The organism is Gemmatimonadaceae bacterium (assembly GCA_037721215.1).
Classification (GTDB): Bacteria; Gemmatimonadota; Gemmatimonadetes; order Gemmatimonadales; family Gemmatimonadaceae; genus UBA4720.
The window spans coordinates 76,315-102,625 of the sequence record JBBJNV010000014.1 but is presented as its reverse complement, the minus strand read 5'-3'; the positions used below and the strand labels follow the sequence as shown (position 1 = coordinate 102,625).

The 26,311-nt window shown below is 60.6% G+C and carries 22 protein-coding genes and 8 tRNA genes; 24 read left to right on the top strand and 6 right to left on the bottom strand.

Annotation, left to right across the window (positions count from 1 at the left end; genetic code table 11):
- Positions 1-94 precede the first annotated feature (94 nt).
- The 19 genes from WKF55_09410 (at position 95) to WKF55_09320 (ending at position 13,645) form a co-directional block, all read left to right on the top strand.
- Positions 95-167 (top strand) — tRNA-Trp (locus WKF55_09410).
- An 8-nt stretch (positions 168-175) separates the two neighbouring features.
- Positions 176-248, top strand: a tRNA-Glu gene (locus WKF55_09405).
- A gap of 34 nt (positions 249-282) precedes the next feature.
- A tRNA-Glu gene (locus WKF55_09400) sits at positions 283-354 on the top strand.
- Between the two features lie 84 nt (positions 355-438).
- A tRNA-Asp gene (locus WKF55_09395) sits at positions 439-513 on the top strand.
- A 37-nt stretch (positions 514-550) separates the two neighbouring features.
- Positions 551-632: transfer RNA gene (locus WKF55_09390), tRNA-Leu, on the top strand.
- 28 nt (positions 633-660) lie between these two features.
- A tRNA-Thr gene (locus tag WKF55_09385) sits at positions 661-732 on the top strand.
- A gap of 105 nt (positions 733-837) precedes the next feature.
- A tRNA-Gly gene (locus WKF55_09380) sits at positions 838-910 on the top strand.
- A 145-nt stretch (positions 911-1,055) separates the two neighbouring features.
- Positions 1,056-1,484: a hypothetical protein gene (locus tag WKF55_09375; protein MEJ7759791.1), complete on the top strand. Its 429-nt coding sequence runs from the start codon at positions 1,056-1,058 to the stop codon at positions 1,482-1,484.
- A 187-nt stretch (positions 1,485-1,671) separates the two neighbouring features.
- Positions 1,672-2,628, top strand: coding sequence for a serine/threonine-protein kinase (locus WKF55_09370; GenBank protein MEJ7759790.1), 957 nt, complete (start codon positions 1,672-1,674; stop codon positions 2,626-2,628).
- Between the two features lie 153 nt (positions 2,629-2,781).
- Positions 2,782-3,900 carry an OmpA family protein gene (locus WKF55_09365; GenBank protein ID MEJ7759789.1) on the top strand — a complete coding sequence of 373 codons (1,119 nt, stop codon included), beginning with the start codon at positions 2,782-2,784 and terminating at the stop codon, positions 3,898-3,900.
- A 15-nt stretch (positions 3,901-3,915) separates the two neighbouring features.
- Entirely contained in the window at positions 3,916-6,261 is a 2,346-nt protein-coding gene (locus WKF55_09360; protein ID MEJ7759788.1) for an Ig-like domain-containing protein, read from the top strand.
- Positions 6,262-6,284: 23 nt separating this feature from the next.
- On the top strand, positions 6,285-7,169 hold the full coding sequence (locus WKF55_09355; GenBank protein ID MEJ7759787.1) for a chlorite dismutase family protein: 885 nt from the start codon (positions 6,285-6,287) through the stop codon (positions 7,167-7,169).
- A gap of 158 nt (positions 7,170-7,327) precedes the next feature.
- A tRNA-Pro gene (locus WKF55_09350) sits at positions 7,328-7,401 on the top strand.
- A gap of 201 nt (positions 7,402-7,602) precedes the next feature.
- Entirely contained in the window at positions 7,603-7,998 is a 396-nt protein-coding gene (locus WKF55_09345; protein ID MEJ7759786.1) for a helix-turn-helix transcriptional regulator, read from the top strand.
- Positions 7,995-9,263, top strand: coding sequence for a type II toxin-antitoxin system HipA family toxin (locus WKF55_09340; protein MEJ7759785.1), 1,269 nt, complete (start codon positions 7,995-7,997; stop codon positions 9,261-9,263). The genes WKF55_09345 and WKF55_09340 overlap by 4 nt, the downstream gene beginning before the upstream one ends.
- Positions 9,254-10,684, top strand: a complete 1,431-nt coding sequence (locus WKF55_09335) for a GAF domain-containing sensor histidine kinase (protein MEJ7759784.1) — start codon at positions 9,254-9,256, stop codon at positions 10,682-10,684. The genes WKF55_09340 and WKF55_09335 overlap by 10 nt, the downstream gene beginning before the upstream one ends.
- Positions 10,685-10,824: 140 nt before the next feature.
- Positions 10,825-12,042, top strand: coding sequence for a Fic family protein (locus WKF55_09330; GenBank protein ID MEJ7759783.1), 1,218 nt, complete (start codon positions 10,825-10,827; stop codon positions 12,040-12,042).
- Positions 12,043-12,217: 175 nt separating this feature from the next.
- Positions 12,218-13,042, top strand: coding sequence for a DUF5715 family protein (locus tag WKF55_09325; GenBank protein MEJ7759782.1), 825 nt, complete (start codon positions 12,218-12,220; stop codon positions 13,040-13,042).
- 78 nt (positions 13,043-13,120) lie between these two features.
- Positions 13,121-13,645, top strand: a complete 525-nt coding sequence (locus WKF55_09320; GenBank protein MEJ7759781.1) for a hypothetical protein — start codon at positions 13,121-13,123, stop codon at positions 13,643-13,645.
- A 43-nt stretch (positions 13,646-13,688) separates the two neighbouring features.
- Here WKF55_09320 and WKF55_09315 read toward each other — a convergent pair whose 3' ends face one another.
- A complete protein-coding gene (locus WKF55_09315) occupies positions 13,689-14,777 on the bottom strand; it encodes a deoxyhypusine synthase family protein (protein ID MEJ7759780.1) in 1,089 nt (362 codons plus the stop codon).
- 159 nt (positions 14,778-14,936) lie between these two features.
- Here WKF55_09315 and WKF55_09310 point away from each other — a divergent pair, with 159 nt between their 5' ends.
- Entirely contained in the window at positions 14,937-15,920 is a 984-nt protein-coding gene (locus tag WKF55_09310) for a threonine/serine dehydratase (protein ID MEJ7759779.1), read from the top strand.
- 35 nt (positions 15,921-15,955) lie between these two features.
- On the opposite strand, the gene WKF55_09305 is transcribed toward WKF55_09310, so the two are convergent.
- A complete protein-coding gene (locus WKF55_09305) occupies positions 15,956-16,624 on the bottom strand; it encodes a thermonuclease family protein (GenBank protein ID MEJ7759778.1) in 669 nt (222 codons plus the stop codon).
- 191 nt (positions 16,625-16,815) lie between these two features.
- Here WKF55_09305 and WKF55_09300 point away from each other — a divergent pair, with 191 nt between their 5' ends.
- A complete protein-coding gene (locus WKF55_09300; GenBank protein MEJ7759777.1) occupies positions 16,816-17,841 on the top strand; it encodes a hypothetical protein in 1,026 nt (341 codons plus the stop codon).
- Here WKF55_09300 and WKF55_09295 read toward each other — a convergent pair.
- Positions 17,753-18,142 (bottom strand): MscL family protein, encoded by a 390-nt coding sequence (locus WKF55_09295; protein ID MEJ7759776.1) that lies wholly within the window; start codon positions 18,140-18,142, stop codon positions 17,753-17,755. The genes WKF55_09300 and WKF55_09295 overlap by 89 nt on opposite strands.
- A 331-nt stretch (positions 18,143-18,473) precedes the next feature.
- Between WKF55_09295 and WKF55_09290 the strand changes: the two genes are divergently transcribed.
- Positions 18,474-21,506: an SGNH/GDSL hydrolase family protein gene (locus tag WKF55_09290; protein ID MEJ7759775.1), complete on the top strand. Its 3,033-nt coding sequence runs from the start codon at positions 18,474-18,476 to the stop codon at positions 21,504-21,506.
- 86 nt (positions 21,507-21,592) lie between these two features.
- Here WKF55_09290 and WKF55_09285 read toward each other — a convergent pair whose 3' ends face one another.
- From WKF55_09285 to WKF55_09275, 3 genes are read right to left on the bottom strand one after another with little or no spacing between them, the layout of a single operon-like run.
- Positions 21,593-22,522 carry a biotin-dependent carboxyltransferase family protein gene (locus tag WKF55_09285; protein ID MEJ7759774.1) on the bottom strand — a complete coding sequence of 310 codons (930 nt, stop codon included), beginning with the start codon at positions 22,520-22,522 and terminating at the stop codon, positions 21,593-21,595.
- On the bottom strand, positions 22,519-23,184 hold the full coding sequence (pxpB, locus tag WKF55_09280) for a 5-oxoprolinase subunit PxpB (GenBank protein MEJ7759773.1): 666 nt from the start codon (positions 23,182-23,184) through the stop codon (positions 22,519-22,521). The genes WKF55_09285 and pxpB overlap by 4 nt, the downstream gene beginning before the upstream one ends.
- A complete protein-coding gene (locus WKF55_09275; protein ID MEJ7759772.1) occupies positions 23,181-23,948 on the bottom strand; it encodes a 5-oxoprolinase subunit PxpA in 768 nt (255 codons plus the stop codon). The genes pxpB and WKF55_09275 overlap by 4 nt, the downstream gene beginning before the upstream one ends.
- Positions 23,949-23,991: 43 nt before the next feature.
- Between WKF55_09275 and WKF55_09270 the strand changes: the two genes are divergently transcribed.
- Positions 23,992-25,317: an MFS transporter gene (locus WKF55_09270; protein MEJ7759771.1), complete on the top strand. Its 1,326-nt coding sequence runs from the start codon at positions 23,992-23,994 to the stop codon at positions 25,315-25,317.
- A 55-nt stretch (positions 25,318-25,372) separates the two neighbouring features.
- On the top strand, positions 25,373-26,281 hold the full coding sequence (locus WKF55_09265; GenBank protein MEJ7759770.1) for an ABC transporter substrate-binding protein: 909 nt from the start codon (positions 25,373-25,375) through the stop codon (positions 26,279-26,281).
- Positions 26,282-26,311 lie beyond the last annotated feature (30 nt).

Genomic DNA, 26,311 nt, shown 5'->3' with positions numbered 1-26,311 from the left:
TAGAGCACCGGTCTGTGGCACCGGGGGTTGCGGGTTCAATCCCCGTCAGCCACCCTCCCGCTTCAAGCTTTGAACTCACAGGAATACGGGTTTTAGGTCCGTAGCTCAATTGGTAGAGCACCGGTCTCCAAAACCGGCGGTTGCAGGTTCGATTCCTGCCGGGCCTGTCGATCGTGGCGCTATCGTCTAGGGGACTAGGACGGGGCCCTCTCAAGGCCCAAACACGGGTTCGAATCCCGTTAGCGCTATGTTGCAGCAGTTCGTCAGTGGTTGGCGGGCCTCGGCCTCATCGTCTATCGGTTAGGACGGCACCCTTTCACGGTGCAGAGAGGGGTTCGATTCCCCTTGGGGCTATTGTCGGGAAAGGGCGTTGGTGCGAAATGCCCGGGAAGGCGTTGAAGGGAATGTCTGAGAAGGTGTTCAAGGGATGTGAGTAATGGGGCCGTAGCTCAGTTTGGTTAGAGCACTCGACTGTCACTCGAGAGGTCGCGGGTTCGAGCCCCGTCGGCCCCGTTTTTTTTTAACGTGTGTTGCAGGTGCGCATTGCGTTGCCCTGGTGGTGAAATTGGTAGACACGCCATCTTGAGGGGGTGGTGCCGAAAGGCTTAGCGGTTCGAGTCCGCTCCAGGGCATGATGGGATCTGGTTGAATCTGTAGTTCGCCACCGTAGCTCAGCGGTAGAGCACTCGATTCGTAATCGAGCGGTCGTCGGTTCAATCCCGACCGGTGGCTCTGCATGTATGGCGTGACTATGACAAACCTCGCGGGTGTGCGCCCGCAAACCGTACTTGATCGCTCAATTGTCCGCGCTACATTGCTGATGCAGCATCAATGTTCGCGGGTGTAATTCAGTTGGTAGAATGCCAGCTTCCCAAGCTGGACGTCGCCGGTTCGAGTCCGGTCGCCCGCTCTGTTGCCGAGAGGCCTCAAGTAATCGACTCAAGGTCTCTTCATACTCCGGGTGCCTGCCCAACGGAAGATTGCGGCTCTGATCTTGCGTGCTTGCGTTGAAATTCTCCCCCTTCAGGGGACAATTCACTCAGCAAGGAGAGCAAATGACCAATTCAAACCGGCGATGGGTGACTCCTCTCATCCTGACCACACTCGCGGCATCCGCGTGCGGCGTACGCACCAAGACCACGGATGTCAGCCCCAACCTTGCCCGCGCAGCGACGTGCGAGGCGGCAGTCGACACGTACACGAGTCGAAGCATGGTGCCAAAGGATTATCATGAGCTCGCGTGGATCACCGGCGAGGGCAATTCCGTCTATACCAGCGACGGAAAGATCACCGATCAGATCAGGAAAAAGGCGGCCCAGGTAGGAGCGAACGCGATAATCGTGAATGACTTCAAGGAATCGGGCGCGACCATAAAGGTTCTCGGTGCGGCACTCGGATCGAACTCGGCCGACGCGAAGGTATCGGCACTCGCGGTCTACATGCCGGCCGAAGCTGACCGCGTAATGCTCAAGTGCGGGAAATGATTTAGAGTTGCTCGCTAAGTAGGAAGCTGGCAGATCTGGCAACGAAGCCAGGGCCGAGTACGGTTGACGGACGTGCGCGGCACTCGGCCGCGCAGCATCCAGATGAATACGCGCTCGATCGATGCCAGCATCTTGATCGAGCGAAACGTCGCCGACGTTTCCCCCTGCGTGCCGTACCTTTCCGGAAATGACCGACACAACTCTGCGCCAGGACCTCGGGACTGCCCTCGGAAACGACTATGAAATAGTCCGCGAGCTTCCCCAGCTCACCAGCATCACCGCTTACTCGGCCCGATCGGTGCGCGATGGAAGTCGCGTGGAAATATCGGCCGTTCCTTTGAACTTGTTGTCCGGAACTATCGCGCCGGGTGCTCCCACGCTGGGCAATTCCCGGCTCCGCCACGCGAACATTCTTCCTATCATCGATTGCGGGACGTATGAGAACACCTTTTACTGGGTGACGTCCGAGATCGAGGCCCGCACACTACGATCGCGGCTGGCGCGAGGTGGCCGCGTTGACCTGAAGGACTCGCTTATCCTGCTGCGCGACATGTCGGCTGCGCTTGCGCACGCTCATGTGCATGGAGTCGTTCACGGAGGGCTCTCTCCCGACAGCGTTCTCATCAGCGGCGGCTCGGCGCTGGTGTCGAACCTCGGGTTATCCCAGGTTTTTTCATCGCTCAACCGGCCACGTGACGCGGGCGATTTTACGGCGCCCGGAGGGGGCGAATCGTTTCGCTACCTGTCCCCGGAGCAAGTCTCCGGCGCGCCGGCAGATGCCCGTTCCGACGTCTATGCATGGGGAGTGATCGCGTACGAGCTGCTGTCGGGGCGACATCCATTCACTGGACGAAATACGCCCCGCGAGATAGTCGCGGCCCACGCCGCCGAAGATCCGCCCCAGTTACTCGCGGGCCGTTTCGACGTACCCGCTACCGTTACCCGCCTGGTGATGAAGTGCCTTTCGAAGGACCCCGCCAAACGACCGCAGGCAGCGGGAGAGATCTGCGACATTCTGACCCGTGAAATGCTGGCGCCCCCACCCGCCGCGCCAGCGGGCTCAGGTCAGAAAATGGCGATCGCCCTGGCCGTCATGCTGGCCGCGGCGGTCGCTGCGCTTGCGTTGTTCGGCACCTCTCCTTGATTTCGCTTGCGCACCCAGTGTCCCGGTATTTCCTTGTAGAAGCATTTGCGGTGTCTACGGCGACGGTTTTATGCAGCCGACCGTATTGACGCGACCAGCCGACTGGTTCGTCAGGATGCAAGTCCATTCCCGTACCGCTCCTCAGGAAGCCTCATGCGTCGCTTGATACTTTCGTCGCTCGTGGGTTCAGCGATCTGCTCGTCTGTACTCACCGCTCAGTCGGGTCAGAGCATCCCTGACGGCACGCGCACACGCACCCGCGAAGTCGGACTGTTCCCGATGGGTCGAATGTTGTCCAAGGCCTACAGCGTCGACAACAGCCGGCTCGGTTTCGGCGGAATGGTAACACTCGGAACCCAGCTCCGCAGTTTCGTCGCTGTGCAAGGCGGACTTGGGGTTGCCTACGGAAGACAGGAGTACAGCTACTATCGTCCGCCGCTGTTCGCGTTCACGCCGACGGTGTCGCTGATCGTTCAACAACCGACGGCTCAGGATTTTCAGCCGTATGCGCTGGTGGGAGCCGGGTACGAGTTTATTCGTTACACCAGAGCCCGTTGCGACTGCGATCAGAGCAAGAGCCTTGGCATTGCAAATCTCGGCGCGGGCTTTCGAACAATGATTGGTGACCGCCGGGCATTCCGTGCCGAGCTCAGCAGTCAGGTAGGGAAGGGTGGTCCGGCGTTCACCGGTTTTGCCGGAATGTCGATGTTCCTCGGCGGCCCGAACGTACCGCGGAGGAGGGCGACACCGCGTCCGCCGGACCGGGTCCGCGTCGAGCCGCCGTCGATCCCGAGGCGTCAGCCTCTGCCCGCGCCGGTGCAGGAGACGCCCCGCCCGGTCGCTCAGCCTGCAACACCTCCACGGGATGCCGTTCCGCGCGCACCGCAGAATACGCCGCCAGCAGTATTGATCGGCGACGCCAGTGGTTTGTTGCTGACGATTGACGGCACGCAGGTCGATTTCTCCAAACCCGCGTGGCGCGACGAAACTGAGCCGATTCTCGACGGCCTCGTGGTTGACCTTACGTCTGATGCAGGCCAGAGAATGAAGCTCAGCATCGAAGCACACACCGACAACGCCGGATCCAATGCCGCGAACAACATTCTGGCACTCGACCGCGCCCGCACCGTGCGTGACTACCTCGTGAGCCAGGGCGTCTCGGTCGACCGCATTCGCATCACTGGCGTTGGAGAGGAAAAACCCATCGCGCCGAATACGACCGCAATCGGAAGACAGAAGAACCGCCGCATCGTAATCCGCCGGGATCGATAACACATGCCTTCAATCATGAAAGTTTCGAACAGATTGCGGTTCTCTCGCAGCAGATCACTTACTGCGGCCGGGATCCTTCTTGCCTCAATTGCAGGAATCGCGTGTGGTGAGCTCACCGGCCCTGTTTCGCCGAGTACCCCGGTGGATGTAAGGGCTACGCTTGTTTCGCCGACGTCGGCGACGGTGACGTGGACGCCGAGTCCCCAGAGCGACGGGGTGATCAGTTACAACGTTTTCCGGAACGGCGTGAGAGTGGGCGAGTCGAAGACCACCAGCTACACCGATACCGGTCTGGCTCCGCAGCAGACGTACATGTACACGGTCTCGGCCAATTGCACCGCCGGGGTACTGTCGGGCCTGTCGCTCGAAACTCCGGCTGCGGCCGTTACGACCGTCGATGTCACTCCGCCGAGGGTCACGGCAATGCAGCCGCCCGCGAATGCGACTGGGGTGTCGCCAGCGGCGACTGTCACGGCGACATTCAGCGAGCCAATCGATCCGACGACGCTCAATGCAACGACCTTCAACCTCAAGGTGACCGCAACGGGTGCGGTTATACCGGGGACGGTTACGTACAACGCGGCGACGCGGACCGCGGAGTTCAAGCCTACGAGTGGTCTGCCCAATCCTGTGAATTTCACTGCCACCGTCACGACGGGGGTGAAGGACATTTCGGGCAACCGACTCGCCGCGGATGTTTCGTGGACCTTCACGACACGCGATGCGACCGGTCCGACCGTCACATCGATTACACCCGCCAATGGCGCTGTTGGCGTATCGACGTCAACGACAATCAACGTGACGTTCAGCGAGGCGATCGATCCGGCAACGATCAACGCCACCAATTTTACCGTGAGGACATCGTCAGGTGCGGCTGTGCCCGGTACGGTGACCTACAACGCGGCAACGAGAGTGGCCACGTTTACCCCGAGTGCACCGCTGGCGTCGAATACGGCTTACACCGTGACGATCGTGGGCACTGTGAGGGATGTGGCCGGCAATGAGATGGGCGCAAACTTCGTCTCGTCATTTACGACTGGTGACAATGTGGCTGCGACAGTCGTGTCGACGACGCCCGCTGATCTGGCGACGAATGTGCCGACGAACGTAGTGCTGTCGGCGACGTTCAGTGAGGCAATGGACCCGGCGACGATCAACGCGACGACGTTCCTGTTGCGGTCGACCCTGAGCGGGGGGGCGGTGCCTGGCACGGTAGCGTACAATCCGGCCACATTCACCGCGACCTTCACGCCGTCGAGTCCGCTGGTGGCGGCCACGACCTACACCGCCACCATCACCATTGGCGCGAGGGACGTAGCGGGGAATCCGCTCGCGGCGAGCAGGAGCTGGACATTCATCACCGCGGACAACACAGGTCCCACGGTGCTCACAGTTTCGCCGCCGGATAATGCGTCGGGCGTCGCGATAACCAGTGCCGTGACCGTCACGTTCAGTGAGCCGATGAATGCATCGACTATCAATACGACGACGTTCAACCTGCGAAATACCGGCACGGGTGCTCTCGTGGCCGGAACCGTCACTTATAACGCGGGTGCGAACAGCGCGACGTTCACGCCGAGTGCGCCGTTGGCAAATGGGACGCACTACACCGTCACCGTTACGACGGGCGTAATGGATATCGGCGGAAATCCGCTGGCGACTCAGTTCACATCCACATTCTCGACTGCGCAGCCTGCGGATGTGACGCGTCCGACCGTGGTTGCGACGACGCCTCCCAATGGGGCGACGGGAGTCGCGAGGAACACAGTTGTCACGGCGACGTTCAGCGAGCCGATTGATCCGACGAGCATCAACTCCAGCACCGTGTTCCTCACGCCGCAGGGCGGCGGCGCACCGGTGGCAGGAACAGTGTCGTACAACGCCGGCACCAACACCGCGACGTTCACACCGTCGTCGCCGCTGGCGAATTTCACCACTTACACGCTGACCGTCACCACTGGAGTGAAGGACGTGGCCGGCAATACGCTCGCCACCAATTTCACATCGAGCTTCACGACAGCACTGGATACGATCGCTCCGACCGTAATCGCGACCTCGCCGGCCAGCAACTCCACGAATGTTTCGCGGTCGGTTGCGGTGACGGTGACGTTCAGCGAGAACATGGACCCGGCGACGATCAACGGGACCACATTTACTCTGAGGACGACCGTCGGGGGCGTTGCGGTGACCGGAACGGTCTCGTACAACGTTTCGACGCGGGTAGCGACTTTCACCCTTCCCAGTGGAGTGTTGCTGGCGCCGAGCACCAGCTACACTGCGACCGTTACTACCGATGCGAGGGATACGGCGGGGAACAGACTGGCGGGGACGTTTGCTTTCAGCTTTACGACGGCTCCGTAGCGTATGACGTTTCGCAACGGAGTATGACGGGTGACGAGGGCGTTGCGCAGCGTGGTGTCACTGGTGGCGAGGGCGTTGCGCAACATGGTATGACTGGTGTGGAGGGCGTTGCGCCGCAGCGTATCGCCGCTGCGGACTCCGTCGCCCACCCGCCGGAGACCGCTGAAGGCTGGTATGCGTTGCATCAGGTCTTTCGACGCCGTGCGGGTTCGAGACAGGCGGATGATCAAGCCCCGGGTTTGGCACCGAACATCAGTGGCGAATACAGCAACGGGTGGAGCGCTGTTGTGCAGCTCATCGGGTCGACGGCCGACGTGATGGCTTTCCACTTCCGGCCGACGCTGGATGAGATAGGCGAGTGCGGGGCGCGTTGCATGCGCGGTTTTGCCGAAGTGGATGCTGAGCTGGTGTATTCGTTCCTGAGTGTGACTGAGGCCGGGTTCTATCACATCACTGCGCAGCTTGCGGCTGACGCTCAGCAACGTGGCGGCACCGTTGGCGACGAGACTTACAGGTCGCAACTTGGCGAGCGGACGCGAGCGGAGCTGGAAAGCGAGCATGTGCAGCGCCGGTTGTATCCGCCACCTCCGGCGGACATGCAATACGTCTGCTTCTATCCCATGTCGAAGCGTCGGCAGCGTGGGCAGAACTGGTATTCACTGTCGCTGAATGAACGGAGCAGACTCATGCAGTCCCATGGAATGACGGGACGCAGATACGCGGGGCGAATTCAGCAGGTAATTACTGGCGCGATCGGGTTCGATTCGTGGGAGTGGGGAGTGACGCTTTTTGCAAAGGATCCGCTGGATTTCAAGAAGCTCGTGACGGATATGCGGTTCGATGAGGTGAGCGCGAAGTATGCAGACTTCGGGGATTTTTATGTGGGGAAGATCGCTTCGATCGAATAGGACGGGGCGCTGTTCGAAGGTTCTCTCTGCGCGATGATGCAATGCTGCTTGCGCAATCTCCGCACTGATGGCGCGACATGTAGGGGACGATCGGCTCTGGCTGTTCTCGTTCCGGCCAGAGTGGTAGATTGAGCATTGCTTCGCGGGAGACCGCTTAGCGGGACGTGGCGCAGCCCGGTAGCGCACCTGAATGGGGTTCAGGGGGTCGCGGGTTCAAATCCCGCCGTCCCGATTCGCCCCCCGCCATTCGAAAATGGCGGGGTTCTCGTTCGATAAGCTTTGGCCCAGTCGTGACTTACGCGACTGGGCGGTTTCATTTTGCTGCGCGGGATGCCGTTTGGGGGGCCACTTTTAGGCACCAACATTGTGTGGCATAACGTAAAAGATATTTATCACCATGGCCTACAGTGATAAAGATAGTTAGCATTGTCTCATGCCCCGCTCTCCCGCTCCACTCCCAATATCGGTACGCCGCGCCCTCAAGCAACTCGGGCACGATCTCCAACACGCGAGGCGCCGGCGCAGACTGACAACTTCCATGGTCGCCGAGCGCGCCCAGATTACCAGGCCGACGCTGTGGCGCGCGGAGCGAGGCGATGCATCGGTCGCCCTCGGAACATACGCCACAATCCTCTGGATACTGGGGCTGGGCGACAGGATCGGACAACTCGCCGCCCCTGAGACGGATGTGGTTGGGCTGAGCCTCGCAGACGAGCAGCTTCCTCTGAGAATCTCAGCCGGGCCGCGGGCAACAAAGCGAAAGACCAAGGCAATCGATCCAGCCGAAAAGGGGCAACATAAAGACGCCGGCCGAGAAGAAACGCGTTGAGCCAGCCGGCAGCCTACGTCGACATTGACCTCCCAGGGGGAATCCGATCGGTAGGTCGGCTGTGGTCCCATCGGGACCGCAATGGGGAACGAGCATCCTTCGAGTTCGATCAAACCTGGCTTGTCGATCCCATCCATCATGCGCTCGGACCCGCGCTACCGGCGACATCAGGTTCGTTTCACACCGCTGCCGGACGCGCGCTCTTCGGCGCGCTGGGAGACTCTGCGCCTGATCGATGGGGGCGACGCTTGATTACGCGAAATGAGGCGCGCCGCGCTCGAATCGCCCAAACGACCCCGCGCGCGCCACGAGAAATTGATTTTCTGCTCGGCGTAACCGATATCGTCCGGCAGGGAGCGTTGAGGTTCCGCGCAAGCGCTGACGGCCCCTATGTTGCTGCCGACGATGGTCTTCACGTCCCCCCGCTGGTTGAGCTGCCCGCATTACTCTCAGCCGCAAATGTGCTTGCTGGGGATCCCGATTCGCTGGAGGCAGACAATGCGCTCCTCTTGCTGTTAGCGCCCGGATCGTCACTCGGTGGTGCGCGGCCGAAAGCCTCAGTTCGCGATCGGGACGGGTCCCTTGCGATTGCGAAATTCCCGGAGAGATCAGACAGCGTAGACGTTATTCGATGGGAATGGGTCATGCTCCTGCTTGCTGAACGAGCCGGTATTGATGTCTGCCGATCGCGGCTCGAAGACGCCGGAGGAGCACCTGTTCTACTGTTGACACGTTTCGATCGTCGCGGTACTGAACGCGTTCCGTTCCTCTCGGCAATGAGTCTCCTGGATGCCAGCGATGGCGAGCACAGAAGCTATGTCGAAATCTTTGATGGTCTGCGACAGGTCGCGAGTCGAGTCAATGAGGATGGGCGAGAATTGTGGCGTCGGATGGCATTCAACATCCTCGCATCCAATCTCGATGATCATCTTCGGAATCATGCGGTCTTATACGACGGCTCCGGCTGGCGGCTTTCGCCTGCGTACGATCTCAACCCCGTTCCGGGCCATGTCAGGGCCCGGGAGCTGACCACGGCAATCAATGTCGATGGCGACGCGACGGCCTCGCTCGAACTTGCAGTCGCGGCCTCGTCCGAATTTCTCCTCACGCCGCGGGAAGCGAGAGAAATCGCCGTGGAGGTTGCAGCCGTGACGAAGACGTGGAGGGAAGTCGCTTCCCGGGTCGGTGTGGCAGTTGACGAAATCAGGCGGATGGCGACAGCATTTGAACACGACGAACTTGAACTTGCAAAAAGCTGGAACTAGTCCGGCATGACCTCGCGTTTGACGACCTTCAATTAGCTTGCATTCTGTCTGCCTCCAACTGTTCCCCACGTCCAACAGGAACGACCGAGATTCCGCCTCAAACTTCTGAGATTGCCATTCAGTCAGGTGATTCCAACCATCAGAGGCTGGTAGATGCGACGGTAGGCGATCCACGCCGCCTGAACGCGTTACGGCGGACGCAACTTCTCGACAGCGCAGAGGAAGAGCCGTTCGATCGCATTGCAAGGCTTGCGTCGAAGTTGCTGGAGGCGCCAATCGCCACGGTGACGCTGGTCGATCGCGATCGGCAGTTTTACAAGTCCGCACTCGGCCTCCCAGAGCCAGTGAAGTCGGCCCGCCAAACCCCACTCGAGCTCTCGTTCTGCAGACACACCGTTGCACTCGGCACAGCGCTGGTGATCGCAGACACGCGGGCCGACGAGCGCGTCAACATGATGCCATCCGTGACTGAGCATGGAATTCTCGCCTACGCGGGCGTGCCATTGATCCTGGACGAGTCGGCGATTGGAACCCTCTGCGTGATGGATGTGAGGCCCCGCGACTGGACCGACGATCAGGTCGGCGTGCTTCGCGATCTGGGTGCGATGGTAATGACGGAAATCGAGTTGCGCACGACCATCACCGATCTTGGCCTGGCGGTGTCGGCGGCGGATATCGCGCGTGGGGAAGCAGAGCGGGCAAATCGGGCAAAGACCGACTTTGTCGCCATGTTGAGCCACGACCTGAGGACTCCCTTGAATGCGATCGGCGGCTATCGGCAACTGATAGAGCTTGGCATTCACGGGCCGGTCACCGAGGGCCAGCTTCAGGCGCTATCACGCATCAAGCGCGCGCAGGACCACCTTTCCTACCTCATCGACGAGGTTATGGATTTCGCTCGTCTCGAGTCCGGCTCCGTCTCCCTCGATCTCAGCGAAGTATCCGTTGAGAGTGTGCTGAAGGGACTGGAGGAACTGATCCGTCCCCAGCTCGACGAGAAACAGCTAATCTACGTTTTCGCGGGCGGCGGCCGCAGCACGAGAATGCTTGCCGACAGCGAGAAGGTTGTTCGGATTCTGACCAATCTCCTTACCAACGCGATGAAGTTCACGGAGCCAGGCGGAACGATCACCCTGGGTTGGGTGCCAGGCGATGAATTCGTCAGCATCACCGTGACTGACTCCGGAATTGGCATTCCCTCCGACCGGATCGAGTCAGTGTTCGAGCCATTCGTACAGGTTCCCGGTCAGAAAAAGACGAACCCGCAAGGTGTCGGCCTTGGCTTGGCCATCGGTCGCAAGCTCGCGCGCTTGATGGGAGGCGAGCTCACCGCATCGCCCGCCCCCGTAAGGGGAACAACGTTCTTGATGACGATACCTATTGCCCCGTCGTCACCTCGTGTCCCGGCGTTTTCGCGCTAACCTGGAAGCTTGCGGTAGTTCAGTCTTCTCGATAAACTGAACTAGAGCGCTGCGTTAGTTCAGTTTAGACAGAAAGCTGAACTTCCCCTTAAGTTCCGTTCATCGCCATTGACTTCCGGGAGGCGAAGATACCTGGTCGCTTGGTAGCAAGAAATTGGGAGTACAACCCACATCTGGACGCTCCTCCCAAATATCGGAGGGCTTGCCACTATGAAGCGTTCATTCCAGAACCGCTAGGCTCGCTCAAGTTCAGTCTCGAAGCGTCAGTTGCGGGCGTTGGGTCCGAGGCCGAGGAAGCAATTCGATCGCTTAACCTCAACGCCGTACCGGTCCTTAGACCACTGGCGCGGCTGCTCCTGAGGACTGAATCAATCGCCTCGTCCAAAATCGAAGGGATGCAGCTGGGGGTTAGAGAACTCGCGCGCGCTGAGGCAAAGGCGGATATGGGAATCAAGTCGAGCCAGACCGCGCAGGAAATCCTGGCCAACATCGACGCGATGATCCTCGCTGTAGAGGAAGCGGCAGACGTGCCGAAGTTCGGAGTGCAAGAGATAACTGCGATTCACCGTCGCTTGATGGAGCAATCGGAGCACAGCCACCTGGCTGGAAAAATTCGCACCGAGCAAAACTGGATTGGTGGGAATGACTATAACCCGTGTGGCGCCGCCTTCGTCCCGCCACCACCCGGGGACGTGATGCCGCTGCTGGAGGATTTGTGCTCGGCAATAAATGATGATTTGTTGCCACCGCTCGTTCAGTCTGCCCTGGTGCACGCGCAGTTCGAGACGATCCACCCGTTCGGTGACGGCAACGGCCGCACGGGTCGAGCGTTGATCCATGTAGTTTTCAAGAGGAGGGGGATGACGCCAAACTACGTTCCACCAGTCAGTGTGGCCCTCGCAGCCTCGAAGGACAGGTACATCGCTGGCTTGACCAGCTTTCGCGGCTCGGGCCTCGAGAAATGGATCGAGCATTTTGCTGCCGCGACAACGAAGGCTGCCTATCTCGCTAAAGCCTGTTTAAGCGCCGTTGCTTCGTTGACTGACGAATGGCGAAACCGCGTGAAGGCTTCTGCCCATTCGCCTCGAGCCAACGCGGCGGTTTGGGCAATCCTCGAAATTCTACCGGCGCACCCCGTCATAACGGCGCCCGTGGCAACCGCCGTGACAGGTCGAGCAAAAGCTGCCGTTTACGAGGCTTTCAAGTTATTGGAGAATGTGGGTGTACTTCTGCCGCTCACTTCAGCACCTCGGAATCGGGCTTGGGAAGTGGCGGGTCTATTGGATTTGATCGCGGACCTCGAAGCCGGAAGACAACCAGCGAGCGTGAAGCATAGCACCAACGAAATGGATGCCTGATTCTGACGCAGTCAACCTTACAATCCTGCCGTTACCGCCCGGCTCTGAAGACAGTCTGTCTATTGAGCCGACCCGCAACCGGGCACGGGGAACGATTCATGCCAGACAATAGTATCTATCAGGTCCGCTTCGAGTGTCGAACGGGCCGCAGGGCAACGTCATCAGGAACCATCGATTGATCGCAAAAGCAGCACGCGCAGCCATCACTGTATTGACCTTTTCAGCTGCCTCCGTCGCTACGGCTGGAGCGGCCGGGCTCGGCGGTTCCCCGGAGTCGATGCGGCTGCAGCACAACGTGGCAGTCGAAAACGACTATGATTTCCTGCGCAATTCCCGCGAGCTGCGAGCTCTCGTAGCCGCCGGCAACCTGGATGAATTAACGGGGAATGCCAACTATCGGCTGGCGCGCGTTTCGTATCCGTATGCGCACGCCGAGGTTCGCCTTTTTGTAGAGCGCCTCTCGTCTCAGTACCGTGCCGCAACCGGTAATTTGCTCGTCGTCACCAGCCTGACCCGGCCATCGTCTGAGCAGCCGCGCAACGCACACAAGCTGTCGGTTCACCCAGCAGGCATGGCGGTTGACTTTCGCGTCCCAAAAGTCTCCGCCGATCGGGCGTGGCTGGAGCAGGCGTTGCTCGGCCTGGAAAATTCACGCGTTCTCGACGTGACGCTCGAACGGCGCCCGGCGCATTATCACGTGGCTGTCTTTCCCGCCGAATACAAAGCCTATGTTACTGCCGCAACAAGCGCTGAGCAGGGCGCTGCGGCGATCGCAAAGAACGCGGCTGTACCGGCAGTTACAGCACCCAATACTCCTACGGCTGCATCGGCCCTATCCGCGCCTGCAGCCTCCGGGAGCAACAGTCGCTCAAGGGGCGCGCCGCTCCTGGCGATGCTGGGCTTCAGCTTATTTGCAATACCGGCGGTTATCCTGCGTCGAACAGGCCGCAATATGAAATTTCCCGATCGCTTCGACAGACGCGCCAAACGCGACGCCTGACGTTCGCGCTGCCACGCGACCGGTAGCTTGCCGAAGCGTTCGCGTAGAGTTTACCAATCCTGCCGCTCCAACACTGCCATGAGACATCACTCATTTCTCAGCATCGCTGCCGTCATTCTGCTTGCGGCCTGCGCGACGGATCCAACCACGCCTCCCGAGAATAGCACCTTTCCCCTCACAGCGTCGGTCTCCGAGACCGGTCGCTGCACGGCGAGCGTCATGGGCAGAAACTACGAGTCGAACGGAAAAATCCGTGGGGACCTCCCGCCGAGGTTTACCGGAACCCTGTCTGACCGGGAATATCACGGGCTTGGTTGCATTGTCGATAATCCGGCAGGCGAAGGCGATCTGACGATTGTCTTTTCCGGAAACCGGTTCGGACAGCCGCTCGCTGTCGGCACGTATCAGGTCGTAACCGAGATTCTCGGCGGCAGCCCGCTGCTTCGCGCCAACGTTGCCTTCAGATCTTCGAGCATCGAAGCCGAGAGACTCGCTACTTTCGATGGAGGGCGGGGAACTGTGGTCGTCGACAGTGTCGCCAACGGTGGCCGCCGAATTCGCGTCGACGCAGATGTGTTCTTTTTCGCCCGGCGGGTTTTCTAGAACGTTCGCAGGCGCGAACCGCAATCCGCGCCGAGGCGGCTGGCTACGCCCCCAGCACGAGCGCGAAAATCAGCGGCGCAACGATACTGGCGTCGCTCTCTATCACAAATTTCGGCGTGTCCACGGCCAGCTTCCCCCAGGTGATCTTCTCGTTGGGCACCGCTCCCGAATACGAGCCGTAGCTGGTGGTCGAATCCGATATCTGGCAGAAGTAACCCCAGACGGGAACGTTCGTGCGCTGCAGATCCTGATGCAGCATCGGCACGACGCAAATCGGAAAGTCTCCGGCGATGCCACCACCAATCTGAAAAAACCCGATGGTTCCGTCCGCGGAATTATCCGTGTACCAGTCTGCCAGCACCATCATGTACTCGATGCCCGTCCGAACCGTATGCATATTTTTCACATCGCCCGAAATACAATGGCCTGCATACATGTTGCCTAATGTCGAATCCTCCCAGCCGGGAACGAACATCGGCAGGTTTTTCTCGGCGGCAGCTACCATCCATGAGTCCTTCGCGTCGATCTGATAGCTTCCTTCGAGCGACCCGTTGCGCAGAATCCGGTACATGAACTCGTGCGGGAAGTACCGGTCGCCGCGCCCATCTGCCGCAACCCATTCGTCCAGCACTGCCTTTTCAATGCGACGCATCGCCTCCATTTCCGGAATGCAGGTATCTGTCACGCGGTTCATGTGCCGCTCCAGGAGCTCTGCTTCGTCGGCAGGAGTGAGGTCCCTGTAATTCGGAACCCGCACATAATGATCGTGCGCGACGAGGTTGAAAATGTCCTCCTCGAGATTCGCGCCCGTGCACGTAATCGCCTGAATGCGGTCCTGCCGGATCATCTCGGCCAGCGAGATCCCGAGCTCGGCGGTACTCATCGCGCCGGCAAGAGTCACGAACATCTTGCCGCCACCGTCGAGATGCGCTGTGTATGCGTCGGCGGCGTCGATGACAGTGGCTGCGTTGAAGTGCCGGTACTGATGACGCAGGAACTGCGATACCGGCCCGCCGCGAGGCAGCGTTGGATTCCCTGAAATGGCGCCTGCCGCTTTCCCCGCATCGGCGGCTGAACCTGCCCCGGAATCAGCGCCTGCTATTTCCCGTGAATTCCCGCCTGAAGTGTTCATGCGGCGGATGCTAACGGGATTCGCGGAACAGTGTCAAGCGGCTGAACCTTGATGACGCGCGGCGGATTGGCATGCAGACATCACACTCGAGCGGCCGGGCACTCGCGTTCTCCGCGGTGAGAGTGGCACGACAGTGCGGGAGAGCGCAGTTTTGGCGGCATGAATGTCACCCCCTCCGCCGACCCGATTCTCGTTTCACTTGCCGATCTGCGCGCAGCCGCACGCGTGCTGGCAGGTGTCGCTATCCGCACTCCACTGCTCCGAGACGACGTACTCGGCGAACAGGTTTGCGCGCCTGTCTGGTACAAGCCGGAAGGCCTTCAGCGTGGAGGGGCTTTCAAGTTTCGCGGGGCGTACTGCTTTCTCAACTCCCTGCCGCAGAGCGTTCGTGCACGCGGAGTTGTTGCGCCGTCGTCGGGAAATCACGGTCAGGGCGTGGCCATGGCCGCAAAGATATTTGGAGTTCCGGCCACAGTAGTGATGCCCACGAACGTAACTCTCGCCAAGCGGCTGGGTGCCGAGCGTCTGGGTGCGCGCATTGTTCTCGAGGGTACCACTACCCAGGAGCGCGCTGACAAGGCAAGGGAAATCTGCGACGCCGAGGGCATGACTCTGGTGCACCCTTATGATGACCCGACGATCATCGCGGGCCAGGGAACGGTTGGACTCGAGATAGTGGAGGACATGCCGGACGTCGAGACGGTGCTGGTGCCTGTCGGCGGGGGCGGATTGAGTGCCGGTGTAGCGACGGCGATCAAGCTGCTCGCGCCGCGCGCCAGAGTCGTCGGTGTCGAACCTGTGAGCGCGCCCAAGCTTTACAGGGCAAGAGAGCAGGGGGCACCGGTGCGGCTGACCACCACCGGCGGGCTCGCCGATGGCCTACAGGCAAGCGAGATCGGCGGACGGCCATTTTCGCACCATCAGGCGTATATCGACGACGTTGTGCTGGTAGACGACGGACCGCTTCCCTCGGCCATGCGCCACCTGCTCGACCGGATGAAAATTGTCGTTGAGCCGAGTGGGGCGATAACGGTCGCGGCGATAATGACAGGCGTGGTTAAACCCACCGGAAACACGGTGGCGGTGCTCAGCGGCGGAAACGTCGAGTGGGCAGGTATGGCCAAGCTGTTCGCCGCCTGCTGATTTGGTGACCCGTTACCCGTTACCCGTCGACGGATTCAGCACCGCCTTGCGCGATGGTCCCGCGGCGAGCAATCAACAAATCCGGACGCCCAGAATCCGCGTTTTGCACCCCTCGCTTCTGCCACCGCCGCCCGAATCAAGGCGGCGTGGCGCACGTTGGGCGGATATACCAGCGCGGTTACGTAGCCGCTTCGTGCCATCGCCTGGTTGACCATCCGGCCATCGGACAGGTACACGTACCCAAGTATTCGACCGTATTGATCGCTTTCGCGAACGTCGGTCTCGATCCGGACGCGTGTTCCGACAGGCATGATGCGCAGCAATGCGTCACGCGCTTCGCGGCCTTCACGGCCCTGTGAGAGCTCCGGGGCATCGATCATCAGAATCCTGACGCGGCCCGCGGAACCACAGGTCATACTGTCCCCATCGGCAACTCGCGTGACCGTGCAGTCGATCGCCGGCCGCAATGCCGCCTGGTTCGGGCGCTCCACGCTCGCCGCAACCACCCCAGGCTGCACATTCGCTATTGCCTCCCGCGGTGCCGCATTGTATGCAGGTAGCTGGCGGTAACTCGATCTGGAGGTGGCGCCGCGGTCGGCAGAAGCGACTTCCGCCCCGGAGGTTAGCGAACCGTTGTCGGACTCGCGGCACGCGACAGGAATCAGAATGAACGCCGCAGCGATCAGGCGACGTCTATTGTTCACTTTCACCTTCTGAAAGTATCTCCTCGGGATTCGTTGAGTTTCTGTGCGCTGGAGCCGATCCTGCGGCAAATTGATTGCACGGGCCTTGATTTGACGTGAACGCCGTGTCGACTGGGCCGATTTTGTAGTGACCGGACGCTGTTGGATGTGAAGTGGTTGCAGAGTGGTATTCACTTTTGCCGGAACTCTCGATGAGCTCGATAAGGTACACCTTGGCTTTCGCAACGATTGCACTGCTGCTGCCGGGTTGCAAGGACGCAAGCGGACCTAGGACAGGACCTCCCGCGTCACTGCTTGCTCAGTCGCCACTCGAATTCCTTGGCGCGTTCGGTCAGCCGCTGGCCACTCCGCCACGGGTTGCGGTTTTCGATGCGGCCGGGCGTCCGGTTGCAGGCGTGGCTGTCATGTTTTCTGTCGCTGGCGCAATGGGAGCACCAGTCATCACGTCGCAGATGGCACTGGCTGACGGAACTGCCACCCTGTCAGCGCTGACGGTGCCCAACACGTTCGGAACTACTACCGTGGTCGCCACGGTGGAAGCTCTGCCGCCGATCACGTTCAGGCTGACGGCCATCGCTCCGGATGCTGGTGTCGTCGCGTTCGATCTGGCCGAGCCTGTGGGAGACACGCTTGCGGAGGCGAAGACGGGGGATCCAAAAGGAATCGACGTCGTCAGAATAAGAGGGGATTTCAAGCGTGACACGCTTCTGATCACGCTGACCTTTGCGGCTCCGGTGGCGTCCGGCGCCGCGAATGCGCCCAATTCCGTAACTGGTCTGATCGAAATCGACCTCGATGACAATGCTGCCACAGGCCCTGCGCCCTTCAGCAATGAATTCGGAGCGACGGCCACCATTGGCGTCGAGAGAATACTGATTCTGGGAGGCCCGGATCTGTCGTCGGCCATCATCACCGACGGAGCTTCTCAGATGAGAATCGCCACCACTTACGTGGGGAACTCGGTGACCATGAGAATCCCCGTGAACCTGCTCGGGAACGACGATGGCAACTTCACCTTCGTCGGAGTGATAGGAACCATCGACAGGCCGACAGACGTGTTTCCGAATCTCGGTCAGACAGCGGTACGAAGGGGCACGGTCGTCGCAGGCATCCGCAGCTCCGGTGAGGTCAGGCTGTTGCCAGCTGACTTGTACAGTGCGGACAGCGGCTGGCGGTCGCGTCTATGGCCATCCGGCAGAATGGGCATGGAGCCGTAGCAGGGGGCTTCACGAGCGGTGCTTCGGGAATGAATGCTTTGGTGATCCGCCACACCACGAACCCGACGATCAGAAAATTCAGAAGGACGCTGGCGAAATCCCCGATCCCGAATTTGAAGGGGCCGACGTTGAGGGTTGCCTTCTGCCATGCGCCCCCCGCCGTCGATACCGCCACTATCGGCATAATGAAGTCGTCCACAAGAGCCTGCACTACTTTGCCGAATGCGGCGCCCATCACTACTGCCAGGGCGAGTGCGAGAATGTTCTCCTTCAGAATGAACGCCTTGAATTCGCGCAGCATTGCCTGATCCCGTGAATGGTGTGGTCGCAAAATATAGGCGCTCTCCCGGCTGGCGGGCGGCCGCTGAACGGGTTCGATGCCTGGCTGGAGAAACCGGTTTGGGCGTGCGCCGTGGGTAACCAGTTGTTTGCCCCTCCGCCAGGCATTAAAATGCAACGGAACCTTTCGGCCTGAAAACGCGACAATACCACCTGTTCCGCGTTCAAGCCGTTTTTCGTGCGACGGTTCGGGTTTTCGTCTTTTTTCGGAGATAGCCAATTTTCTCACTCGTTCTGCCCTCGCACTGTGCGCATCCTGGCGCGGCTCGTCGCCTGACTGGCGTCTGCCGCGGATGATGCGCCTGAACGCTTCGGCCCGGTCTTTACGCCGCCTGACGGCGTTTCGGCCGTTCGCGGTGTTGACCGCGCTGCTGGGCTTCGGGTGGGGCTGTGGCGACGGGCCCACGCGTCCTCCTCCGGCAGTCGCGACGGTCGCGATAACGCCTGTGGGCACAGTGGAGCTGGTGCCCGGCGGCGCGGAAATGGTACAGGTCATCCCCAAGGATGCGTCCGGCAGCGTGCTCACCGCCCGAATCGTCACTTGGTCGAGCTCCGACTCCTCAAAAGTTACAGTTGCGGGCGGATTGATCACGGGCGTGGCTGTTGGCACCGCGGTTATCACAGCCAGCGTCGAAGGTCGCACCGCCAGTGTCGACGTGGTAGTGAAAGAAGGCGCCGTGGTCTCGAGCTCGGGGGGAGCGTTTACGCTCAATGGCGGCGCAGTCGTTCTGACCTTCCCGGCTGGCGCGCTCGCGTCGACCCGGAATCTGACCGTCGTTCCTGCCGCCGCGCCTCCGGCCAATGCGCGCCTTTTGCCCGGAACTGCCTTCGATTTCGGTCCGGTAGCCGCGACATTCGCCTCACCGGTGACGATCACGATAAAATACGATCCCTCGAAAATTGCCGCCGGTAGCCCAGAAGCAGGCTTGCAGCTTTACGAGGTGATTGGGGGGGTATGGAGAGTCGTAGCGGGCAGCACGGTCAACCTGGCCAGCAAGACCGTGAGCGGAGACGTTACGCGCTTTGGAACCTTTGCAGTGATGATGCAGCCGAGGGTCGAATCGATCGCTTTCACCGGGGACGTGAGTAACGTCGTTGTCGGAACCACCCGTCAGCTTGCTGTGATTCTCAGGGATGACCAAGGTGACGTGTTGAGCCGCCCGGTGACCTGGGCCACCAATAACTCTGCAATCCTCACCGTCAATGCATCCTCCGGGCTGGCAACGCCGGGCGTGCCGGGCACAGTGATAGTTACCGCAACATCCGAAGGGAAATCCGTGACAGCGAGCATCACCGTCGTGCCGGGTCCGCCGGCGAGGCTTATCGCTAACACGGGAGACGGACAGGGTGCGACAGCTGGCGCTGCAGTGCCGGCACCACCCTCGGTGAAGGTGACCGATGCCGCGGGCAATCCGGTGGCCGGCGTCGCGGTGACCTTTGCAGTGGCCAGTGGCGGCGGAACAATCACCGGAGCATCGGCAACGACCAATGCCAGCGGCGTCGCCACTGTGGGAAGCTGGGTGCTGGGGACCATAGCAGGTCCCAACTTGCTCACTGCATCGTCAGCCGCGGTTCCGGGCGTTGTCGTGACATTTACCGCCGCGGGAGGAGCTGGGCCAGCAGCGATCATCGTGGCAAATGCCGGAAACAATCAATCTGCGACCGCGGGCGGACTTGTCGCGACGCCGCCGTCAGTCAAGGTTACCGACGCAAACAACAATCCGGTTGCAAACGTTGCAGTGACGTTTACACCCGGTCCGGGGAGTGGCAGTGTTACGGGTGGAGTTGCGTTATCGAACAATCTGGGCATTGCCACCGTTGGCGGATGGCGGCTCGGTACCACTCCTGGCTCGCAAACTCTCATTGCCAGCGCGAGCGGATTGAATGGGAGCCCAATTACTTTCAGCGCGACAGCCGTGGCCCCCGTCCCCGCCACGATGACCCCGTTCGCCGGGAACAATCAGACTGCGATACCGGGCCGACGGATTGCAACGCTTCCATCCGTCAGAATCACTGATGCGGCCGGTATACCCGTGCCGGGATACGTCGTGGCCTTCGCGGTTGTCGTCGGCGGTGGCAGCATCACCGGGGCAGAAGCGACGACCAATGCGGACGGTATCGCGACGGTCGGCAGCTGGACCCTCGGCCCGACCATCGGGGACAACCGGCTTACCGCTACCGCCGGGACGCTCGCCGGCAGTCCGTTCACGTTCGTGGCAACGGCGATCGCTCTGCCGCCAACCGCAATTGCCATCAACGCTGGTGACAATCAGAAGGCCCTCGCAAACGCGGCTGTTCCGATCGCGCCGTCGGTCAAGGTCACCGACTCCGAGGGCGTTGGAGTTTCGGGCGTGAGTGTCGTGTTCAGCATCCGCAGCGGAACGGGCACTATCACCGGCGCCAATGCAGTCACCAATGCTTCGGGAATCGCAACGGTCGGGAGCTGGACGCTCGGCATCGGCGGCAATTCGTTGTTCGCTACCGTCCAAGGCCTTACCGGCAACCCGGTGATTTTTGTTGCTATCGGGCAGGCAGAGGTGCAGCTGGTAACGTTTGGTGATTCCAATACCGACCTGGGCTACCAAGGCGCCGAGGCAGCACCAAGAGTCGCATCGTACGTATCAAATGCCAACCCCGCCATCCGACTCGGGCCCGGCGCACCTAACAGTCCGCTGCAGCTCGCCGGCAAAGTTGAATCCCGCTGGCGCGCGAGCCGGTCGAAAACGATCAAGGTCGTGAATCATGGAATCTCGAACACGGGAACGTCGACCGGCCGCAGTTTCCTTGGAAGCCCGAATGCTCTCACGGTAGTCAACGGTGTAACGCGTTTCGACGGCGAAGTACTCGGCGCCGCTTTCCCGTGGAGCGGGAACGAGCCCTCCAACGATTTCTTCCCCGACGGCCCGGTGCGGAGGGTTCAGGCGTTCATGCCGCGCACGTCCGATTACGCGTACATATCGATGGGTACCAACGACGCCCGGCCGGGTGGGCCGTCAGCGACCGAAATTCGCAACAACATCGAGATCATGATTGACAAGTGGACCGCCAGCGGACTCCCGGCGAACCGGCTGATGGTTGCGACGCTGCCACCTCGCAATGCGGGCGCCAGCGAACAAATCCCTCAGCTCAACAATCTCATCCGCACGCTTGCGCAGGCGAAAGGAGTGAGACTCATCGATATTGCAACGCTGACGTCGAACGACAACGGTTTAACGTGGAAGAGTCCGACGCTGCACGTGACGAACGACGAGCTGCACTACGCAGAGTCGGTTCGGGACGCGATCGCCGATCAGATTGTGTCGATCATGTTCCAGGGCACGCCCTGAACAGTTCAGCGGCGCGGAGTCAGTAGACGGTCCGCCTCCTGCTTCTGCTTAAATGCGGGATGCGTGCAACATGCCGGTCAGGCCAGCTACAGTGCCCACTCCGCGATAGCGTTCATCAGCTCCTCACGCTTTTGCAGATGGGCCTGCGCGACGCGCACGCTGACCGCCTCAAACGTCACTTCATCACCGGGCACTTTCTGCGCGAGTGATCCCAGATCCGCCGATATTACGCAACCGGCGACCCGGTAACCTCCGATAGTGGGAGCATCAGCCATGAGTACGATCGGCCCGCCGTCGGGCGGAAGCTGGATCGCACCCGGACACACGGGCTCCGACGTAACAGATTCGCCGCCGGTCTGCATGATTCCGTCGAGTCTGTATCCGGTTCGGTCCGACGCCAGCGATACGTGGTACCTGGCGAACATGAAATCGTGTACAGGATCCCCGCCGGCGAACAACTTGAGCACAATTCTCATTGCGTCGGTGCGCAATGAGGGCTGCAGATGGGCGGGCAGGGGATCACTCACCTGATGACGCCGCATCGACCGCCTGACTGCGCCGGTTGCGATCAGGTCGCCTGACCGCAGACGCCGTCCGTCGTGCCCGCCGAATCCACCGGCGAGGTATGTGCTTCGACTCCCCAGCACCGGTTCGCATGCGATCCCTCTTGAAACTGCAACGTAGAGAAATCTTCCGCCGATGATTCTGTCGACGACGAGGGTGTCGCCCGCCTTCGCGCTGATAGCACGGTAAGGGTCGACAGAAATTCCGCTGAGGGCGCACACCGCATCTGCTCCGCCGATTGCAAATGTGGTGTTGTCGCGGAATTGCAATGCACCGCCGCTCAGTGCCCATTCCAGTCCCGCCGCGCCACGCGCATTGCCGACTATCTGATTCACTGCTGCAAGTGACCATTCGTCCATTGCACCACCCCGCGGAACGCCAGCGCTGCGATACCCGTGCCTTCCCATATCCTGGATGGTCAGGTACGCCGGTGCCCGCGCCACGGCAATCACAAGTCGACCGGATCGAACTTCACCCGGTCGCCCACGCGCAACAGCGCCGGGGTATCGCGCATCGCATCGAACATTACGGTCTCGGTATGTCCGATGATGTTCCATCCTCCCGGCGTCGTCGAGGGATAAACGGCGGTCTGCAAGTCGGCGATCGCGACCGAGCCGGGCCGTACGTGTTTCCGGGGCGATGCGAGGCGTGGACATGAAAGACGAGGGTCGAGCGTGCCGAGATAGGCGAAGCCGGGGACGAATCCGATTACCTGTGCGCGGTAGTCGCCCCCCGAATGGAGCTCGATGAGATCTTTGGTACTCAAACCAGTAGTGCGGCCGACGTTGTCGAGATCTTCTCCATCGTACCGCACCGGAATTCTCACTAACGTCGCCGGCGGAGTGTGAAAATCGTCTGCAGCATCTGCCTCATCCGGGAGCGCCGCCTGAATACGCACGAGCATGTCATCGTAGCTCACCGCGACCGGATCGTAAAAGACGGTGAGCACAGCATACGCCGGAACGATGTCGTCAGCGCCGTCGATCCGCGCGCGAGCCAGCGCCTGTGCGGAGCGAAACACGGCACGACTCAATTCGTCGCTCGCTCCCTCACCGAACCTGATCGCTATTGCGCTGTCGCCGAGTGGCGCGAACGCGGGCGGTCTGAGTATCACGGAGCGAATGGAGCGATGACCATTCCAGCTTGCTCCAGGCGGCGTCTTGCCGCGCGAACCATTGCAAGCGCGCCGACGCTGTCGCCATGGATGCACAATGAATCAGCACACATCGCAATGACTTCGCCGCTGGCTGAGGTGACGGTTTGATCTCTCGCCATCACCAGCGCGCGCTCCGCTGCTACGGAGGGATTGCGTAGCAAAGCGCCGTCGCGGTCTCGCGGCATCAACGTCCCATCATCCAGATATGCCCGATCGATGAACGCCTCCCTCGCAACGCGAAGCCCGGCCGCAGCCGCCTCGGCGGCAAGCGCGCTGCCCGCCGGAGCGAGAACAAACAACTGTGGATCTATCAAGCTGGTCGCGCGGGCAATCGTTCTCGCGATCGTGGGGTCACGCATTGCCTGATTGTAAAGCGCCCCGTGAGGCTTGACGTACTTCAGCTGCGCACCGCCTTCGTCACAGCACAGCAACAGCGCAGTTACCTGAGCGACGATCACCGCTGCGAGATCGGCAGCGGGCATCGATATGCTCTTTCTGCCAAATCCGGCGCGATCGGGATATCCCGGATGTGCGCCGATCGCCACTCCGCGCTGGGCGGCTTCACGAATGGTCTGCCGCATGACGGATTCCGATCCCGCGTGGGCACCGCACGCAATGCTCGCCGACGTCACTATCGCCAGTAATTCAGCATCGCGGGCAAAGCCTTCGCCATCGTGCTCTCCGATATCCGCATTCAGGTCCATGTCGTGCCAATGTAGCACTCGGTGGTTGTCGGATGTCGCAGCACAAACCAAGATATGCGCAATGCAGACCGAGCTGAAACCCGACGCGCAGCCGCGTGGTATCTGGCGGGTGATCGCCGCTTCCACCGCCGGCACGATGATCGAGTGGTATGACTTCTTCATTTTTGGAAGTCTCGCAACGATCATCTCGACGCAGTTCTATCCGTCAGGCAGTCCGACAGCAAGCTTTCTGAAAACGCTCGCCACCTTTGCCGTAGGCTTTGCGGTGCGTCCGCTTGGCGCTCTGTTTTTCGGAAGGGTAGGCGATCTCGTCGGCCGCAAGTACGCGTTTCTCGCAACATTGCTGATCATGGGAGGATCGACTGCTGCAATCGGTATACTCCCCGGCTACGACTCAATCGGTATCGCCGCTCCGATTATCCTTGTGATATTGCGCCTGCTGCAAGGCCTTGCTCTGGGAGGCGAGTACGGAGGCGCCGCCGTGTACGTGGCCGAGCACGTACCGGATGCGCGACGTGGTTTCTACACGAGTTTCATTCAGACCACGGCCACCGTCGGGCTGTTCGTCTCATTGATGGTAATTCTGTTAACGCGCAATGCGCTGGGCGAGGCGGAGTTCGCGCGGTGGGGCTGGCGCATACCATTTCTCCTGTCGATCGCTCTCGTGGCGCTGTCGTTTTACATCCGGCTGCAACTCGGAGAGTCGCCACTGTTCGCCAAACTCAAGGCGCAGGGCGGCTCGGCGGTGTCGCCCATAAGAGAAAGTTTCGACAGCTGGCCGAAATGGAAAGTTGTGCTGCGGGTGCTGTTCGGAGTGACCGCCGGGCAGGCGGTGGTCTGGTATACCGGACAGTTCTACGCCCTCTTCTTTCTCCAGACCGTGCTCAAAATCCCTCTCGCGACTTCGTATGCAATCGTCGCCGCGGCGCTCGTCGCAGGCACTCCATTTTTCATTCTGTTCGGGCATCTGTCGGACAGATTCGGCAGGAAGAGACTGATGATGGCCGGGAATCTTTTCGCGGCGCTTTCATACTTCGTCCTGTACCGTGCAATGACGTCGTTCTCCGCGCCCCTGAATGCACCCGTGATTGTCGCTCTGATTGTCGTGCAGATTGTGTTTGCCGCAATGATCACCGGGCCCGTCGCCGCATTTCTCGTCGAGTCTTTTCCAGCGCGCGTGAGATATACGTCGATGTCACTTCCCTATCATTTCGGCAACGGGTGGTTCGGAGGATTTCTGCCGCTTATCGCCACCGCCCTGGTGGCGCGCACCGGAAACATCTACGCCGGCCTGTTCTACCCCACCGCCATTGCGGCGCTTACGTTCATCGTCGGCTCTCTGACGTTGGAGGAAACGAGCCACCGCAAGATCTGGGACGAGGTGTAGTTTCCGTGCAAATGGGCAAGCAACGTATGCTGGAATCGAGACCCGGAGTTCCCAAGTGTCGCGAATAGTTTCCTTCCTTCCGGCGGCAACGGAGATTGTACACGCGCTTGGCGCAGGTGCCGAGCTCGTTGGCCGCTCGCATGAATGCGACTTTCCGCCGTCGGTGCGCACACTGCCGGTAGTAAGCCGTCCAGCTTTGAAGCTGGATGGTTTGACGCCGGAGCAGATTGACCAGGCGATTGGGGAGCGGATGACGAGCGGCGCTTCGATGTACGAAATCGATGAAGTACTGCTGCGCGATCTGGCGCCGGACGTCATTCTCACTCAGGATCTTTGTCGTGTCTGCGCGCCATCGGGGAATGAGCTGAGTCGCGCCGTGGAATCGTTCGGGCCGCGACCGGAAATTCTTTTCCTCACTCCGCAGACGATCGCCCAGATCGAGGAAAACATCCTTGCGGTCGGTGAGTCTATTGGACGTTCAGTGGAAGCAAACGCACTTGTTGAAACTACCCGGCAGCGGATCGACGCCGTACGCGCGGCGGTCGGCAGTGCGAGAATCCGTCGCGTTGTTTTCCTCGAGTGGACAAATCCGCTCTTTTGTGCCGGACACTGGGTCCCGGAAATGATCGGGCTCGCCGGCGGTTCCGATCCACTCGGCAGGCCGGGGGAGGATTCGGTTCGCGTCGACCAGCGCGATCTGATCGATGCAGCACCGGAGATCATCATCGTGTCACCGTGCGGATACGGTCTCGAACAGTCTGTTGAGTTGGCAAAGACTTTAGCGCGGGTGACGGATGCACGTGTGGTAGCCGTCGATGCCAACGCATATTTCGCGAGGCCGGGTCCGCGAATGTCAGAAGCTGTCGAGCTGCTCGCTCACATATTTCATCCCGAGCTCGTCGGGTGGCCGCGTTCAGAGCGGCCCTGGTCAGACATCGATATTGCTTCCGCTACCGCCGCCTGAGTTCCACAAACGCCGGACAACCCACTTCCT